The 15649-nt window shown below is 70.0% G+C and carries 14 protein-coding genes; 7 read left to right on the forward strand and 7 right to left on the reverse strand.

The window, feature by feature from the left end; genetic code table 11:
• Position 1 precedes the first annotated feature (1 nt).
• The 5 genes from QMO56_RS05360 to QMO56_RS05380 form a co-directional block, all read right to left on the reverse strand.
• Complete coding sequence (locus tag QMO56_RS05360) at positions 2-847, reverse strand: ABC transporter permease (protein ID WP_283524005.1); 846 nt, start codon at positions 845-847, stop codon at positions 2-4.
• A gap of 94 nt (positions 848-941) precedes the next feature.
• Entirely contained in the window at positions 942-2216 is a 1275-nt protein-coding gene (locus tag QMO56_RS05365) for a PotD/PotF family extracellular solute-binding protein (RefSeq protein WP_283524006.1), read from the reverse strand.
• A 16-nt stretch (positions 2217-2232) separates the two neighbouring features.
• The gene (locus QMO56_RS05370) at positions 2233-3225 is read right to left on the reverse strand and encodes an ABC transporter ATP-binding protein (RefSeq protein WP_283524007.1); all 993 of its coding nucleotides are present in this window, start codon (positions 3223-3225) and stop codon (positions 2233-2235) included.
• Positions 3226-3740: 515 nt separating this feature from the next.
• Positions 3741-4373 (reverse strand): phospholipid-binding protein MlaC, encoded by a 633-nt coding sequence (locus tag QMO56_RS05375; RefSeq protein WP_283524008.1) that lies wholly within the window; start codon positions 4371-4373, stop codon positions 3741-3743.
• 49 nt (positions 4374-4422) lie between these two features.
• Positions 4423-5226, reverse strand: a complete 804-nt coding sequence (locus QMO56_RS05380; RefSeq protein ID WP_283524009.1) for a VacJ family lipoprotein — start codon at positions 5224-5226, stop codon at positions 4423-4425.
• Positions 5227-5409: 183 nt separating this feature from the next.
• Between QMO56_RS05380 and metF the strand changes: the two genes are divergently transcribed.
• Together metF and QMO56_RS05390 are read left to right on the forward strand one after the other, a co-directional pair.
• The gene (gene metF / locus QMO56_RS05385; RefSeq protein WP_283524010.1) at positions 5410-6363 is read left to right on the forward strand and encodes a methylenetetrahydrofolate reductase [NAD(P)H]; all 954 of its coding nucleotides are present in this window, start codon (positions 5410-5412) and stop codon (positions 6361-6363) included.
• 72 nt (positions 6364-6435) lie between these two features.
• Entirely contained in the window at positions 6436-7158 is a 723-nt protein-coding gene (locus tag QMO56_RS05390) for an aspartyl/asparaginyl beta-hydroxylase domain-containing protein (RefSeq protein WP_283524011.1), read from the forward strand.
• An 11-nt stretch (positions 7159-7169) separates the two neighbouring features.
• On the opposite strand, the gene QMO56_RS05395 is transcribed toward QMO56_RS05390, so the two are convergent.
• Positions 7170-8072: a hypothetical protein gene (locus QMO56_RS05395; protein WP_283524012.1), complete on the reverse strand. Its 903-nt coding sequence runs from the start codon at positions 8070-8072 to the stop codon at positions 7170-7172.
• A 216-nt stretch (positions 8073-8288) separates the two neighbouring features.
• Here QMO56_RS05395 and QMO56_RS05400 point away from each other — a divergent pair, with 216 nt between their 5' ends.
• From QMO56_RS05400 to QMO56_RS05410, 3 genes are read left to right on the forward strand one after another with little or no spacing between them, the layout of a single operon-like run.
• Positions 8289-8693 carry a pentapeptide repeat-containing protein gene (locus QMO56_RS05400; RefSeq protein WP_283524013.1) on the forward strand — a complete coding sequence of 135 codons (405 nt, stop codon included), beginning with the start codon at positions 8289-8291 and terminating at the stop codon, positions 8691-8693.
• Positions 8690-10921 (forward strand): ATP-dependent helicase, encoded by a 2232-nt coding sequence (locus QMO56_RS05405; RefSeq protein ID WP_283524014.1) that lies wholly within the window; start codon positions 8690-8692, stop codon positions 10919-10921. Before QMO56_RS05400 ends, QMO56_RS05405 begins: the two co-directional genes overlap by 4 nt.
• A gap of 2 nt (positions 10922-10923) precedes the next feature.
• Positions 10924-11817 carry a 50S ribosomal protein L11 methyltransferase gene (locus QMO56_RS05410; protein WP_408906507.1) on the forward strand — a complete coding sequence of 298 codons (894 nt, stop codon included), beginning with the start codon at positions 10924-10926 and terminating at the stop codon, positions 11815-11817.
• Between the two features lie 169 nt (positions 11818-11986).
• Here the strand turns inward: QMO56_RS05410 and QMO56_RS05415 are convergent, their stop codons facing one another.
• Positions 11987-12328: a DUF1127 domain-containing protein gene (locus QMO56_RS05415; protein WP_283524015.1), complete on the reverse strand. Its 342-nt coding sequence runs from the start codon at positions 12326-12328 to the stop codon at positions 11987-11989.
• A gap of 179 nt (positions 12329-12507) precedes the next feature.
• Here QMO56_RS05415 and QMO56_RS05420 point away from each other — a divergent pair, with 179 nt between their 5' ends.
• Positions 12508-14289, forward strand: coding sequence for an aminopeptidase P family protein (locus QMO56_RS05420; protein WP_283524016.1), 1782 nt, complete (start codon positions 12508-12510; stop codon positions 14287-14289).
• A 291-nt stretch (positions 14290-14580) separates the two neighbouring features.
• Positions 14581-15648 (forward strand): class I SAM-dependent methyltransferase, encoded by a 1068-nt coding sequence (locus QMO56_RS05425; RefSeq protein ID WP_283524017.1) that lies wholly within the window; start codon positions 14581-14583, stop codon positions 15646-15648.
• The last annotated feature ends 1 nt before the right edge of the window (position 15649 follow it).

The following is a 15649-nucleotide window of genomic DNA, read 5'->3' on the forward strand; positions in this document are numbered from 1 at the left end:
CTCAGAGCTCCTTGCGGATGTCGATGGCGCGCAGCATGGCCGAGACCAGCAGCAGCACCATGGCCAGCAGCACCACGGCATTTGCCGCCGCCGCCGGATACTGCATCAGCCCGATCTGGTTGCTGATCATCAGCCCGACCGAGGCGCTCTGCCCGCCGCTCATCAGCCGCACCGTGGCGAAGTCGCCCATGACAAGCACCACGACGAAGATGCTGCCGATGCCGATGCCCGGCTTGCTCAGCGGCAGGATGACGCACCACAGCGCCTGCCAGAAGCCCGCACCCGCATCGCGCGCCGCCTCCAGCAGCCGGCGGTCGATGCGCATCATCGTGTTGAAGATCGGCACCACCATGAACAGCGTGTAGAGATGGACGAAGGCCAGGATCACCGCGAAATCGGAGAAGAGCAGGAATTCCAGCGGCCGGTCGATGGCGCCGACCGCCAGCAGGCCGTTGTTCAGGATGCCGTTGCGGCCCAGGAAAGGCACCCAGGCGATCATGCGGATCAGGTTGGAGGTCCAGAAGGGGACGGTGGTGAGCACGAAGAGCACCATCCGCCAGGCCGGGCTCCGCACCACGAAAGCCAGGAAATAGGCCAGCCAGAAGCCGAGGCCGAGCGTCACCAGCCAGGTCAGGCCGGCGAACCAGAGGGTCTTGAGATAGGTGCGCCAGGTGACCGCGGAGGTGAAGACCTCCTGATAGTTGGTCAGCACGAAATCAGGGATCAGGCTGAAGCTGTCATAGTCGTAGAAGCTGACGACCACCAGCATGGCCAGGGGAACGACCAGGAAGACCAGCAGAACGGCCAGCAAAGGCGCGGTCTGCAGCCAGGGGAAAAGACGGGGCATTCGCGCAAGAACTCCAGCCGAGGCCAGGGGAGGCGCCGCCTCCCCTGGACCCCTCCGCCGGGGTGACCGTGTCACCCCGGACCCCGCCATCAGGTCAGGCCGCGATGAACTCATTCCAGCGCCGCACCATGTAGCGGTCCTCGTCCATCACCGAGTTCCAGCAGACCACCTTGCCCATGCGCTCCATGAAGGAACCGCCATCGCGCACCGCGCCGGCCTTCTCCATCACCTTGCCCTCGGGGGAGAGGATGTCGGCCGTGGCCGGCTTGCCCTCCATCCAGTAGCCCCACTCGTTCTCGCTCATGTTCTGCTTCGCCGTCTCCAGCACGGCCGAGTAGTAGCCCTGGCGGTTGAGGAAGGCGCCGGCCCAGCCGGAGAGATACCAGTTCAGGTACTCATAGGCCGCGTCGAGCTGCAGGCCGGAGACGTGGCGCATGATGCCGAGGCCGGAGCCCCAGGCGCGGTAGCCCTCCGCCAGTGGCTGATAGGTGCAGGGAATGCCGCGCGAGCGCACCGCCGCCACCGCCGGCGACCACATGGACTGGATGATCACCTCGCCCGAGGCCATCAGGTTCACGCTCTCGTCGAAACTCTTCCAGAAGGCGCGGAACTGCCCGGCGCGCTTCTGCTCGATCAGGAAGTTGATCGTCTTGTCGATCTCGGCCTGGGTCATGTTGCCCTTGTCGCCGTACTTGGCGATGCCCGCGCTCTCGCAGACCATCGCCGCATCCATGATGCCGATGCCCGGGATGTTCAGGATGCTCGCCTTGCCCTTGAAGGCCGGGTCGATCAGGTCCTTCCAGTTGGTGATCGGGCGGCCCACCAGGTCGGGGCGGATGCCGAGCGTATCGGCATTGTAGATGGTCGGCAGCAGCGTCATCAGCTCGGTGCGCCTGCCGGCGAAGCTCTTGGCGGCCGGGCTTTCCACGAAGCCGACCGAGAAGGGCGAGGTGCCCTGGCCCATCGGGCTGTCCGGCGTCAGGCGGCCGGTGGTGAAGATCGGCACGATCTTGTCGATCAGCTTGATCTTCTTGGTGTCGATCGGCTGCACCGCGCCGGTCGGATAGACCTTCTTGATCGAGAAATACTCGATATCGGCGATGTCGAAGCTGCGCGCCTGGGTGGCGGCGCGCTGCGCCACCGCGTCCGTATCGGTCACCGTGAGCTGCAGGTTGAAGCCGAGATCCTTCTTCACCTGCTCGGCGATCGGGTTCAGGCCGGAGACGCCGGTGCCGATCTGCCGCAGCGTCACGTCCTTGATGTTCTGCGCCCAGAGGGTCGGGAAGCCGGTCACGGCCCCGCTGCCCAGCGCGGCACCCGCCAGCGCCAGCGCGCCGCGGCGGGTGAGGGATGTCTTCGTCTCGGTCATCCTTACGCTTCTCCTGTCAGGCAGTCGCGGTCGCGGGCAGGGGATGTGCCGCCTCGGCATCCCAGCCCAGGGTCACCGCCGCGCCGGGCTCCACCGGCGCGGCGTGGAAAACGGCATCCGGCAGCAGCGCCTCGGCGGCCTGGCCGCCCTCGCCGCGGACCACCACGCGCACGGCGGCGCCCTGGTACTCGACGGCGGTGACATGGCCGGGCAGCACCGGGCCGCCCGGCCGGGGGGCAAGGCGGGTGCGGTCGGTGCGGATGGCGAAGCGGCCCCCGGGCAGGTCCAGCACGTTGTGCCCGCCGATGAAACGGGCGACGAAGGCGCTGGCCGGCCGCTCGAAGATCTCGCGCGGCGGCGCGGCCTGGGCGATGCGGCCATGGTCCATCACCACGGCGATGTCGGAGAGGGCCATCGCCTCCTCCTGTCCGTGGGTGACGTGGATGAAGGTGATGCCCAGTTCCCGCTGGAGCCGCTTCAACTCCTCGCGCATCTGGCCGCGCAGGAAGGGGTCGAGGGCGGAGAGCGGCTCGTCGAGCAGCAGCACCTTGGGATGGGTGATCAGCGCACGGGCCAGCGCCACGCGCTGCTGCTGGCCGCCCGAGAGCTGCGCCGGCAGCCGGTCTGCCATTCTCTCCAGCTGCACCAGGCGCAGGAACTCGGTGGCCCGGCCCAGCCGCTCGGCCTTGGCCACGCCGCGCATGCGCAGCCCGAAGGCGACGTTCTCCAGCGCCGTCAGGTGCGGGAAGAGGGCGTAGGACTGGAACATCATGGCCGTGCCGCGGGCGGCGGGCGGCAGGTCGGTCACGTTGCGGCCGCCGAGCAGGATGTCGCCCTCGGTGATGCCCTCATGCCCGGCGATCATGCGCAGCGTGCTGGTCTTGCCGCAGCCCGAGGGGCCGAGCAGGCAGCAATAGCTGCCCGGTGGAATGGCCAGGGAGATGTCATCCACTGCCACGGCGCCGCCGTAGCGCTTGGTCACCCCGATCAGCTCGACATCCGGTTGCAAGCGTCTCGCCTCATCCTGTTGCGATGCAGGAAGGTCTCATGCAAGGAGCGCACCACTTTTGGCGGGGCGTGGCGAAGGGGGGCTCTCCTCGAACTCGACAAAGGGCGGACCCGAGGGAGAATGAATTCTCCCCCCGCACCCCCTCTTCTTCTTTTCTGTCAGTTCGGTCGCGCGGGCGGCGCGCGCTCACGCCGGGACTGAAGCAGTCCCGGCGGCTGTGACCGGCAGGGGATCAGGGGCGGGCATCGCCACGGGCGTGACCGGAAAACTGACAAAAGGAAGGAGGGGGTTTGGGGGAGTTCATCTCCCCCAGGCTTCCCTTCATCGACAGGTTTGGCGGCAGGCCCGCGATCAGGGACAGGGAAAGCCTGCCTGCCGGCAGGGCAGGCAAAGGGGAAATGCGCAACGGCGCGGCAGGCGCCGGCACAAGAATGCCAGGGCGGCGCGGGGCCGCCCCGGCCCGGGCAGTCCTCCCGGCCCTGTGGCGACCGGGCCGGGGCGTCAGGAGGCGCTGCTCAGCGGCCTTCGCGGGCCGCCAGCGCGGCGATCTGCCGGCGCATCGCGTCGAGCAGGGCGCTCACCTGGCCGCCATTGCGGCTGACCACAGAGGAGTACTCGCTGCGCTGGGTCAGCCGCAGCGAGGTGCCCTCGGCGATCACGTCCACCACCTGCGGCCGGCCGCCCACATCGCTGACCCGCCAGTCCAGGCTGAAGGGGGCGGTGTTCGGGCGCTCGATGATGGTGTTCACCAGCACGTCGTCCTCGGTGCGCTGCTGTGCGCGGCCGAGGCTGAAGCGCACCCCCTGGTACTCGCCGAAGCGGGCCGAGAGGTTGCGGATCAGCGTCTCCTCGAACAGCTTCATGTATTCCTGCTGCTCCGCCGGCGTGGCGACGCGCCACCAGCGGCCGAGGATGAAGCGGCCGACACCCCCCACGTCCACGGCGTTGCGCAGGATCTGCGCCACCCGTTGCCGCCGGGCGGCGATCGGCTGGTTGCTGTTCAGCGCCGCCACCAGCTCCTGGCCGGTGGAGTCGATGAAGGAGGCAGCCTGATTGATGTCCATCTCCGCCCGGGCGGGGGAGGCCGCCAGCAGCGGCAGGGCAGTGGGGGTTGCCAGCGCGACGGCCAGCAGCGAACGGCGATTCATCCTGTTCCGTCTCATTCTCGTTTCGGGCGGCGCGGCGTCGCGCCTGTATTCAACGGGCCGGACCGGCGGGTTCGGTGACATCCAGGCCGGTGCCGAGGGTCGCCGCAGGCGCCTCCCCGGTGGGGCGGCCGTTGCGGACGTCGTTCCGCCGGCGCTGGCGATAGGCGCTGCGCAGCGTGGCATAGGGGTCCAGGCTGGTTTCGTTGATGGAATCGAGCGCCTCGATCAGCCCTTCGCGCGTGTCCACCACGGTCAGGCCGTAGCGGGTCCAGCCCAGCGCCTCCGCTGTGCTGTCGCCCTCTCTGATGGCCCAGCCCACCGGGTCAGCGGCCACGTCCACTCCAAACCCGGCAAGGTCACGCGGGTTGCTCGGCCCAAGCAGCGGCACGAAGAGGAACGGCCCTTCGTCCAGTCCCCAGACCGCCAGCGTCTGCCCGAAATCCTCGGAATGGCCGGGCAGCCCGACCTCCTTCGCCACGTCGAACACGCCACCGATGCCGAAGGTGCTGTTCATCAGGAAGCGGGCGAGGGTGGTGGCGCTGCGCCGGGTCTCGCCCTGCAGCACGTCATTTATGAGGATCACCGGGCTGCGCAGGTTGCCCAGCGCATTGCGCACGCCGGTGCGCACCGGCTGCGGCAGGAAGAAGCGGTAGAACTCGGCCGCCGGCCGCAGCAGCACCGTGTCGAGGCCATTGTGCACCGTGTACATGGTGCGGTTGAACGGCTCCAGCGGGTCGTTGGCCTGCTCATACTCCGCCAGAGCCTCCGGCTCGCTGGCGGGGGGGCGAGTGGCGCAGGCGGAGAGGGCGAGCAGGCCGAGCAGCAGCAGGGTCGGGCGGCGGAGGAAGGGCATTGGATGGGGGATTCCTGGACAACGCTGCCTGGAGGATGGCAAGGACTACATACATTCTGGGATGAATGTTAGGAATACCTGATGGTAGTACCGGCAGGTGCTGCCAGGGATTTTAACGGTGGGCCTGGCTTCACTTTTCTGCGGCGGTTCAAATCGCCCGGCGGGTAGGCTATGGGAGAGAGCATGAACCATCTCGCCGACCGCGCCGCCTCCGGCACCCTGCAGCGCTGGCTGACCGGCCCGCGCGTGGCTGGCCTGCCGGTGCCGACCGAACTGCCGCCCCCGGCGCTTTCCTTCGAGTTCTTCCCGCCCCGCACCGACGCGCTGGAGCAGCAGCTCTGGGCCTGCGTGCGCCGGCTGGAGCCACTGGGGCCGCGCTTCGTCTCGGTGACCTACGGCGCCGGCGGCTCCACGCAGGAGCGCACCCATGCCACGGTTGCCCGGCTGGTGCGGGAGACCAGCCTGACCCCCGCCGCGCACCTGACCTGCGTCGGCGCCAGCCGCGGCGAGGTGGATGACGTCGCCCGCCGCTACTGGGAGGCCGGGGTGCGCCACATTGTCGCCCTGCGCGGCGATGCGCCGGCCGGCGAGGGCAGCTATCTGCCGCACCCGGAGGGCTATGCCTATGCCGCTGACCTGGTGGCCGGGCTGCGCCGCATCGGCGATTTCGAGATCTCCGTCGCCGCCTATCCGGAGACGCATCCGGCGGCCAGCTCGCCGGGGGCCGACCTGGACAACCTCAAGCGCAAGATCGATGCCGGCGCCACCCGCGCCATCACCCAGTATTTCTTCGATACCGAGGTGTTCCTGCGCTTCCTGGACCGCGCCCATGCCGCCGGCATCACCGTGCCGATCGTTCCGGGCATCCTGCCGGTCTCGAACTTCAACCAGGTGCGCAAGTTCTCGGCCATGTGCGGCACCACCGTGCCGGGCTGGATGGGCCGCCTCTTCGAGGGGCTCGACGAGGACCCGGAGACCCGCCGCATGGTCGCCGCCGCGCTGGCCGCCGAGCAGGTGCGCCTGCTGCAGGCCAATGGCGTGGACGAGTTCCACTTCTACACCCTGAACCGCGCCGACCTGACCTACGCCATTGCGCATATCCTCGGCGTCCGCCCACAGCCGGCCGCGCTGCCCTGAGGCGCCGCCGGGCGCGCGATTGACTCCACATCGGCCGGGGCGCAAATCTTCGCCGCCGGCGGAGGAATAGCCATGGATATCGGAGTCCCGCTGAAGGACCTGGGCGCCATCGAGGTCGCGGACCTGCTCAAGCTGGTCGATTCGCTCACTGAGGAAGACTGGACCGGCAACACCATGCGGCGGGACATCCTCGCCGCCGGTGCGCATGCCGCGGCCGACAACATCCTGATGAAGACCGAGTGGCACCCCTCGGCCAACAGCACGGGCATCCAGCACTTCGAGGACCTAGTCTATGTCTGGGCCAAGGAGCGCGGCGTTGATCCGGCAAAATACATGCCGATCGCGCGGGAGGATACCGACCTCTGGCCGGTCTTCACCATGCCGGAATGGCTGCAGTACAAGGATGTGCTGGCTCCCGTCGTCGAGCAGGTCATCGCGCCGCTGAAGACGCCCCGCGGTGTCGTCACCCGGCTGGCGCTGGTTCGGCTGCGGGCCGGCGCGCATGTCGCGCCGCATACCGACGGCCACCCGATGGCGGCCAAGGCGCACCGCATCCATCTCTCCCTCAGCAGCACGCCCTCGGTCGAGTACAAGATCGACGGGCGCAAGTTCACCATGCTGAAGGGGCACGCCTACGACTTCAACAACCGCGTCCGCCATTCCGTGCGCAACAACGGCAAGCGCGACCGGATCAATCTCTTCGTGGACTACTACCCCGAGCCGGGGCTGGTGGTGCGCAACCCTCTCGACGTCTCCTCGCCGGCCTACGCGAAGCCGACGCCACGCATCAACTGACTGCCATCGCCTCAGCGCCCCCGCAGCAGCCGGCCATAGACCGGCTTGAGCAGGAAGGGGCTGAGGAAGAGCGGGAACTGGCAGAGCGCGAAGAAGAGCAGAATGCGGGGGTCGGTCGCCGCCGGCAGCACCGCCAGGTAGAGCGCCATGTTGCGGTTGCCGGAGAGCAGGCCGGCGGAAAGCGCCAGCCCCTGGCCCGCCGGCAGGAAGGCCAGTGCCGTCAGCAGGTTGAGCGCGAAGCTGCCGGCGAAGGCCAGCAGGATGCCGCCCAGCACGAAGCCGGGATCGGCCAGCAGCTTCGCCAGCACCCCGTCCATCACGCCGAAGCCGTAGAGCACCACCGAGAGCACCACGGCGCCGTCCACCGCCGGACCCCAGCGGTGCAGGCGCTCCGGCCCGGCCAGCCGGCGGATCGCCAGCGAGGCCAGCAGCGGCAGCCCGACCACCAGGGCCAGCCGCCCCATCAGCGCGCCGATGGAGAGCGAGAGATCCACCCCCAGCAGGCCGAGCGCCAGGGGCGGCGCGGTGAAGGGCACCAGCAGGGTGGAGAGCAGCGCGGCGACCAGGGCGATTTCGCCATCCAGCCCGACCAGCCGGGCGAAGGCGGGGGAGGAGGTGGCGGCGCAGCCCGTCGCCATGATGACCAGCGCGGCGCCGAGCGCTGCGGACCCGCCCTGCGCCAGCCCCGCCATCCACACCACCGCATAGGCGAGCAGCGGGCAGGCCAGCAGCAGCCAGGCGAGCAGCGCCGCCACCATGACCGGGCGGCGCAGATAGCTCAGCAGCTGCGCCGGATCGACCCGCAGCAGCACCAGCGTCATCAGCAGGGCGACGGTCGGCGTCACCACGTCGCGCAGTGCCGCCGCCAGGGGCGGCAGCGCCAGGCCGGCGAAAATGCCGGCCGCCAGCAGCACGCTGCCCTGGCGGGCGGACCATTCGAGCAGGCGGACGGCAAGGCGGAGAATCGGAGCGTCCTCGCGGCGGAGCGGCGGGAGGTTGGCCGCGTTCGCCTCCCGTTCTATATCCGCTGGGTGCGCACGCCAATCCTCCCATTCCTCGCCCTTTTCCTGCTGCCGTTGCTGGGGGCCGCCCCTGCCTTGGCAGGCTGCGCCGAGGCGCCAGCCCCCAAGGTGAACTGGCGCCGCTGCCTGCAGGACGGGCAGGACCTGCGGCAGGTCGACCTCTCCGGCGCCGTGCTGAGCGATGCCAGCTTCGGCCGCACCAAACTGCAGCAGGCGAAGCTGGTGGGCGTTGAGGCGCCGGAGGCGCGCTTCACCTCCGCCGACCTGACCGGCGCCGACCTCTCCGGCGCCATCCTGCGCAACGCCGAATTCACCCGCACCAAGCTCGTCGGGGCCAAGCTGGTGCGGGCCGACCTCCGCCGTGCCCGCTTCTTCCGGGCCGATCTGACCGATGCCGACCTGACCGACGCCGAGATCGCGGGCGCCGATTTCACCGCCGCCACGCTGGACGGCGCCCGTTGGGTGGACGGGGAGAAGCGCTGCGCCGCCGGCTCCGTGGGGATCTGCCAGTGACGAACCTTCCGACCGCCCCCCGCCAGCCGGACTATCTGGCCCGCCTCAACCCGGAGCAGCGCGCCGCCGTCGAGACGGTGGACGGGCCGCTGCTGGTGCTGGCCGGCGCCGGCACCGGCAAGACGCGGGTGCTGACCACCCGCTTCGCCCATATCCTGATGACGCGCCGCGCCTATCCCAACCAGGTGCTGGCCGTCACCTTCACCAACAAGGCGGCACGCGAGATGCGCGAGCGCGTCGCCGGCATCCTCGGCCAGCCGGCGGAAGGGCTGTGGCTCGGCACCTTCCACGCCCTCTGCGCGCGGATGCTGCGGCGGCATGCCGAATATGTCGGCCTCACCAGCAACTTCTCCATCCTCGACACCGACGACCAGATGCGCCTGCTGAAGCAGGTGATGGACGCCGCCGGCATCGACCTGAAGCGCTGGCCGCCGCAGGGCATGATGGCGCTGATCCAGCGCTGGAAGGACCGTGGCCTGACACCCGCGCGTGTCACGCCCGCCGAGGATTCCGACTACGCCAACAACCGCGCCCGCGCCCTCTACGCCGCCTATCAGGAGCGGCTGAAGGCGCTGAATGCCTGCGATTTCGGCGACCTTCTGCTGCACATGACGGAGATCCTGCGCACGCAGGAGGCGGTGCTGGCGCAGTACCACCGCATGTTCCGCTACATCCTGGTGGACGAGTACCAGGACACCAACCTGGTGCAGTATCTCTGGCTGCGGCTGCTGGCGCAGCGGCCCGACCCGGCCGAGCGCAACATCTGCTGCGTCGGCGATGACGACCAGTCGATCTATTCCTGGCGCGGCGCCGAGATCGAGAACATCCTGCGCTTCGAGAAGGACTTTCCCGGCGCCACCATCGTGCGTCTGGAATCCAACTACCGCTCCACCGCGCCCATTCTCGCCGCCGCCTCGGGGCTGATCGCCAAGAACAGCGGCCGCCTCGGCAAGACGCTGCGCCCCGGCCGCAACGATGCGAAGGGCGAGAAGGTGCGCGTCGTCTCGCTCTGGGATTCGGAGGAGGAGGCGCGCATGGTGGGCAGCCGCATCGAGGCGGCGCGGCGGGCCGGGCACAACCTCTCCGAGATCGCCATCCTCGTGCGCGCAGGCTTCCAGACCCGCGCCTTCGAGGAGCGGATGATCACGCTGGGCCTGCCCTATCGCGTCATCGGCGGCCAGAAATTCTACGAGCGCGCCGAGATCCGCGATGCCATGGCCTATCTGCGGGTGCTGAACCAGCCGGCGGACGACCTCGCCTTCGAGCGCATCGTCAACACGCCGAAGCGCGGCCTGGGCGATACCGCCCTGCGCGCCATGCACGACATGGCCCGCAACGAGGGTAAGCCGCTGATCGTCGCCGCCTGGCGGCTGATCGAGACCGGCGCGCTGCGCCCCAAGCCGCGCCAGGCGCTGCGCGAGCTGCTGGAAGGCTTCGCGCGTTGGCGCGAGATGTTGCCGCGCGAGGGGCATGTCGTCGTCGCCGGCACGCTGCTCGACGAGAGCGGCTACACGGAGATGTGGAAGCAGGACAAGTCGCCCGAGGCGCCGGGGCGGCTGGAGAACCTGAAGGAGCTGCTGCGCGCGCTCGGCGAGTTCGAGAGCCTGGCGGGATTCCTGGAGCATGTCGCGCTCGTCATGGAAAATGACGAGAATGCCGAGGGCGAGCGGGTCAGCCTGATGACGCTGCACGCCGCCAAGGGGCTGGAGTTCGACACCGTCTTCCTGCCGGGCTGGGAGGAGGGGCTCTTCCCCCACCAGCGCGCGCTGGACGAGGGCGGCGAGAAGGGCCTGGAGGAAGAACGGCGCCTTGCCTATGTCGGCATCACCCGGGCGCGCAGGCACTGCATCATCAGCCATGCCGCCAACCGGCGCATCTACGCCAACTGGACCAGCGCCATTCCCAGCCGCTTCCTGGACGAGCTGCCGCCCGATCAGGTCGAGGTGGAGGGCGGTGCCGGCGCCTCGCGGGCGCGGATGATGAGCCAGCCCTCCGCCTTCCCCGACCAGTTCCCGCTGGTGGCGCGCAAGCCGCGGGTGATCGAGGCCGGCGCCTGGGAGGTGGCGGAGCGCCCGGCGCGCGCGGCCGGCATTCCGGTCGGCACGCGGGTGTTCCACAGCAAGTTCGGCTATGGCCGCGTGGTGGCCGCCGACGAGAACAAGCTCGACGTCGAGTTCGAGAAGGCGGGCCGCAAGCGCGTGCTCGACACTTTCGTGGAAAAGGCCTGACCGTGAACCGTCGCCATCCCCAGACGCTGGAAACCCTGAGCATCGACGGCCTGCCGGAGGAGGCGGTGCCGGCCTTCGAGTCCGCATTGCAGACCGTCTGCCCCAGCGTCGGCTATTTCCGCGACGAGGCCACCGACACCTGGCGGCTGGAAGGCGTGCGCGAGACCGGCGTGGGCGACGAGGAGCTGATGCCGGCGCTGGTGCTGGCCGCCGCGCTCTCCGGCATCGAGGCGCCGGAATTGAAGCGCGAGCCGGTGGAGGCGGAGGGCTGGTTGGCCCGCACGCTGCAGTCCTTCCCGGAGCAGGAGATCGGTGCCCGCGTGCTGATCCGCCCGACCCATCTGCCGAACCCGCATACCTATGGCCGCATCGTGCTGCGGCTGGATGCCGGGCTGGCCTTCGGCTCGGGGGAGCATGGCTCGACGCGCGGCTGCCTGATCGGCTTCGAGGGCATGGCGCACCGCCGCCCGCGCCGCATCCTGGATATCGGCACCGGCTCGGGCATCCTGGCCATGGCGGCGGCCAGGCATCTGAAGCGGCCGGTGCTGGCCACCGACATCGAGCCCTGGAGCGTGCGGATCACCGAGGAGAACGCGCGGATGAACGGGCTGCGCAACCTGATCCGTCCGCGCCTCGCCGATGGCTGGCGCCACCGCGCCGTGCGCTCAGGCACCTATGATCTGGTCTTCGCCAATATCCTGGCGCGGCCGCTCTGCGCCATGGCCAAGTCGCTGGCGGATCATCTGGCGCCGGGCGGCACCGCCATCCTGGCCGGGCTGCTGGGCACGCAGGTGCGCATGGTGCTGGCCGCGCATCGCCGCGCCGGGCTGGTGCTGGAGCGGCGCATCGACCAGGGCGCCTGGTCGGCGCTGGTGCTGCGGCGGCGGGGCGGCTGAGGCGCTGCCTTCCCCCGCTCTCCGCAAAAGGAAACCGCCCCGCATCGGGGGAAGATGCGGGGCGGCTTGCAGCGGAACGGTGGGGGAGGGGGGGAGGAGGCACCGCTCCGCTTGGTCTGTCGGAATAACCCTGGCCCGGCCGGCGGGTTGCAGGCCGGGCCGGGGATTTTCAGGCTGCGTTGGCCGGGCGGGCCTTGGCAGGCGCGTTGGCGGCCAGGCGCTCGCGGGCGCGGAACTCGTCCTCGAACACGTGGGAGATGTCGCCACGGTTGAGGCCGATATCGGCCAGCTCACGGTCGGAGAGGGTGGCCAGCTCCTCATAGACCCGGCGGCGGCGGGGATACTCCACCACGGCGCGGAAGAGAGAGCTGGCAGCCTTGCGGATCCAGCGGCCGATCGCCTCATCCCGCAGGCGGGTCGCCTCCAGGCGGACCGCTTCGGCGCTGCTCAGCGTGCTGGCGCAGCTGGGGATTGCGGAGTCGAACTCCGGCTTGGTGATACGGGCGTCCATTGTCTAGCGTTCCATTGTCGCGTCGGGGCGGTCCGTGGGACCCGCTCTTGCCGTCAACCACCCGTCCCTGGCGCGTTGACCGTGATGTAGTCCTTTACGCTGGCGAACAGGAGCGCAGCGATTGAAGCGGAGCCATGCGCGGGGCGCATTGAAACCTGTGGAAACATGCCTTTAACGGGATGCTAACCGAAGTGACACACGCCGAACGCCTCGCGGCCCTCCGCGCGGAACTCGCCAGCCTGGACATCGAGGGGTTCCTGGTCCCCCGCAGCGACGAGTATCTGGGGGAATATGTGCCGCCGAGCGCCGAGCGCCTGGCATGGCTCACCGGCTTCACCGGCAGCGCGGGCATGGCCATCGTGCTGGCGGATCGGGCGGCGGTGTTCACCGACGGCCGCTACACAACCCAGGTGGCCAGCCAGACCGACCCCGCCCTCTGGGAGCGGCGCCACATCATCGAGCAGCCGCCGCAGGAATGGCTGGCCGAGCACGCGGCGGGGCGCAGCATCGGCTACGATCCCTGGCTGCATCCGCAGGCCGCCATCGAGCGGCTTGCCGCCGCCGGCGTGCAGCTGGTGCCGCTGGCGGCGAACCCGCTGGACACCATCTGGCACGATCGCCCGGCGCCGCCACGCGCCCAGGCGGTGCCGCATCCGCCGGAATTCGCCGGCCGCGACGCCGCCGAGAAGCGCACCGAGCTGGCTGCCATGCTGCGCCAGGCCGGCGAGGACACCGCGGTGCTGGCCGACCCGCATTCGCTGGCCTGGCTGCTGAACATCCGTGGCGCCGACCTGGAGCACACGCCGCTGGCCCTTGGCTTCGCGCTGCTGCACTCCAACGCCACGGTGGACCTGTTCATGGAGCCGGCGAAGGTGCCGGAGGCCACCCGGGCGCATCTCGGCAATGCGGTGGTGGTGCATCCGCCGGTGGCGCTGCCGACCATCCTGGCAGGACTCGCCGGGCAATCCGTGCGGTTCGACCCCGAGGCGACGCCGGCCTGGTTCGCCGCCACGCTGCGGGAGGCCGGCGCCACGCTGCGGCCGGGCGAGGACCCCTGCCGCCTGCCGCGCGCCTGCAAGAACCCGGCGGAGCAGGCGGGCGCCCGCGCCGCCCACCGGCGGGATGCCGTGGCCATGGCGCGCTTCCTGGCCTGGTTCGCCGCCGAGGCGCCCCTGGGTGGGCTGACGGAGATGAGCGCCGCCGATCGCCTGCTGGATTTCCGGCGCATGGTGCCGCGGTTCCGCGCGGAAAGCTTCCCGGCCATTTCCGGCGCCGGGGAGAACGGCGCCATCGTCCACTACCGCGCCACCGAGGCCACCAACCGCGCCGTCCGTGCCAATGAGTGCTACCTGGTGGACAGCGGCGGCCAGTACACCGACGGCACCACCGACATCACCCGCACCCTCTGGACCGGCCCCGGTACCCCGCCACCAGACCTGGAGGAGCGCTACACCCGCGTTCTGCGCGGCCATATCGCCCTGGCCACGCTGCGCTTTCCCCAGGGCGTGGCCGGGCCGCATCTCGACGCGGTGGCGCGCGCGCCGCTCTGGCAAGCCGGGCTGGACTACGACCACGGCACCGGGCACGGCGTCGGCAGCTTCCTCTCCGTGCATGAGGGGCCGGTCAGCATCAGCCGGGCGGCGCGGCCGATCCCGGTGCGGGCGGGGATGATCCTGTCGGACGAGCCGGGCTACTACCAGCCGGGCGCCTATGGCATCCGTATCGAGAACCTGCTGCTGGCCCGTCCGGCGGCCGAGCAGCCCGGCCAGACGAAGCCCTTCCTGGAATTCGAGACGCTGACCCTGGCGCCCTATGAGCGGCGGCTGATCGATGCCGGCCTGCTCAGCCCGGCGGAACGCGCCTGGGTGGATGCCTACCACGCGCGCGTGCTGGAGGAGGTGGGCGGCGAGGTCGAGCCGGCGGTGCGGGACTGGCTGGTGGCGGCCTGCGCGCCGCTCTGAGGCGGCGATGTTCCGATTCCGCATCAATATGACGGGAGGGGAGGGGATTCGCTTCTCAAGGGAGCGCGCGCTGCCGCAAGCTGCGCGCGTGTTCCGCCGCTGCCTTTCCGTGCGCCGGCCGGGCGGGCCAGGATCGGCCTGCCGCATCTGACACGCGCACTTCCGGAGCGCGGCCCTGGCACGGCAGCAGGAGCCCTGGAGGAAGCCGCGCCTGAGCGGACCCGGTCCGGCCATGCCCCGATCCGGCCATGCACGGCACGCCTGCGGGCCCCAAATCACGGGAGAACGCAGATGTCCACCGCGATGTCCGTCGATGAAGGCCGGCTGCAGGCTTTCATGGGCAAGATGGTCGATGACATGAGCGCGGCGATGAGCGGCGCACTCGTGCTGATCGGCGACAAGCTCGGTCTCTACAAGGCCCTCGCCGGGCACGGTCCGCTCACGCCGCGGCAACTGGCCGACCGCACAGGCACCAGTGAGCGCTACGTGCGCGAGTGGCTCGCAGCGCAGGCCGCCTCGGACTACGTCACCTATGATGCGAAGTCCGGCCACTTCTCCATGTCCGCCGAGCAGGCCATGGCGTTGGCGCAGGAGGACAGTCCGGTCTTCCTGGCCGGCGCCTTCGACATCATCGCCGCGGCCTATATGGACGAGCCGAAGGTGCGGCAGGCCTTCCGCACCGGTGGCGGCGTGGGCTGGCACGAGCACAGCCAATGCCTGTTCCAGGGCACGGAGCGCTTCTTCCGCACCTCCTACACGGCGCATCTGGTGCAGGAATGGCTGCCCGCGCTGGATGGCGCCGTCGCGAAGCTGGAGAAGGGCGCCCGGGTGGCGGATGTCGGCTGCGGCCATGGCGCCTCCACCATCCTGATGGCGCGCGCCTTCCCCCACGCCCGGTTCTTCGGCTTCGACTATCATGACGGCTCGATCACGCGCGCGCGCAAGGCGGCGGAGGCGAGCGGCCTGGGCAACCTCCATTTCGAGGTCGCCTCGGCCAAGGCTTTCCGCGGCTCGGACTTCGACCTGATCACCGCCTTCGACTGCCTGCATGACATGGGCGACCCGGTGGGCGCGGCGCGGCGCATCCGCGAGGCGCTGGCGCCGGACGGCATCTTCATGCTGGTCGAGCCCTTCGCGCGTGACCGGCTGGCCGACAATCTGAACCCGGTGGGGCGGATGTATTATTCGGCCTCGACGATGATCTGCACGCCGGCCTCGCTGTCGCAGGAGGTCGGGCTGGCGCTGGGCGCCCAGGCCGGCGAGGCGCGGCTGCGCGGGGTGCTGGAGGAGGCGGGCTTCACCCGCATCCGCCGCGCCGCCGAGACGCCGTTCAACCTCATCCTGGAGGCGCGGCCCTGAG

This window comes from Roseomonas sp. E05 (genome assembly GCF_030063475.1).
Lineage (GTDB): Bacteria > Pseudomonadota > Alphaproteobacteria > Acetobacterales > Acetobacteraceae > Pseudoroseomonas.

Coding starts and splice junctions, on each gene's coding strand:
- QMO56_RS05425 (WP_283524017.1), top strand. CDS start 14,581: ATGTCCACCGCGATGTCCGTCGATGAAGGCCGGCTGCAGGCTTTCATG.
- QMO56_RS05360 (WP_283524005.1), bottom strand. CDS start 847: ATGCCCCGTCTTTTCCCCTGGCTGCAGACCGCGCCTTTGCTGGCCGTT.
- QMO56_RS05380 (WP_283524009.1), bottom strand. CDS start 5,226: ATGCCCTTCCTCCGCCGCCCGACCCTGCTGCTGCTCGGCCTGCTCGCC.
- QMO56_RS05365 (WP_283524006.1), bottom strand. CDS start 2,216: ATGACCGAGACGAAGACATCCCTCACCCGCCGCGGCGCGCTGGCGCTG.
- QMO56_RS05375 (WP_283524008.1), bottom strand. CDS start 4,373: ATGAATCGCCGTTCGCTGCTGGCCGTCGCGCTGGCAACCCCCACTGCC.
- QMO56_RS05420 (WP_283524016.1), top strand. CDS start 12,508: ATGCTAACCGAAGTGACACACGCCGAACGCCTCGCGGCCCTCCGCGCG.
- QMO56_RS05390 (WP_283524011.1), top strand. CDS start 6,436: ATGGATATCGGAGTCCCGCTGAAGGACCTGGGCGCCATCGAGGTCGCG.
- metF (WP_283524010.1), top strand. CDS start 5,410: ATGAACCATCTCGCCGACCGCGCCGCCTCCGGCACCCTGCAGCGCTGG.
- QMO56_RS05415 (WP_283524015.1), bottom strand. CDS start 12,328: ATGGACGCCCGTATCACCAAGCCGGAGTTCGACTCCGCAATCCCCAGC.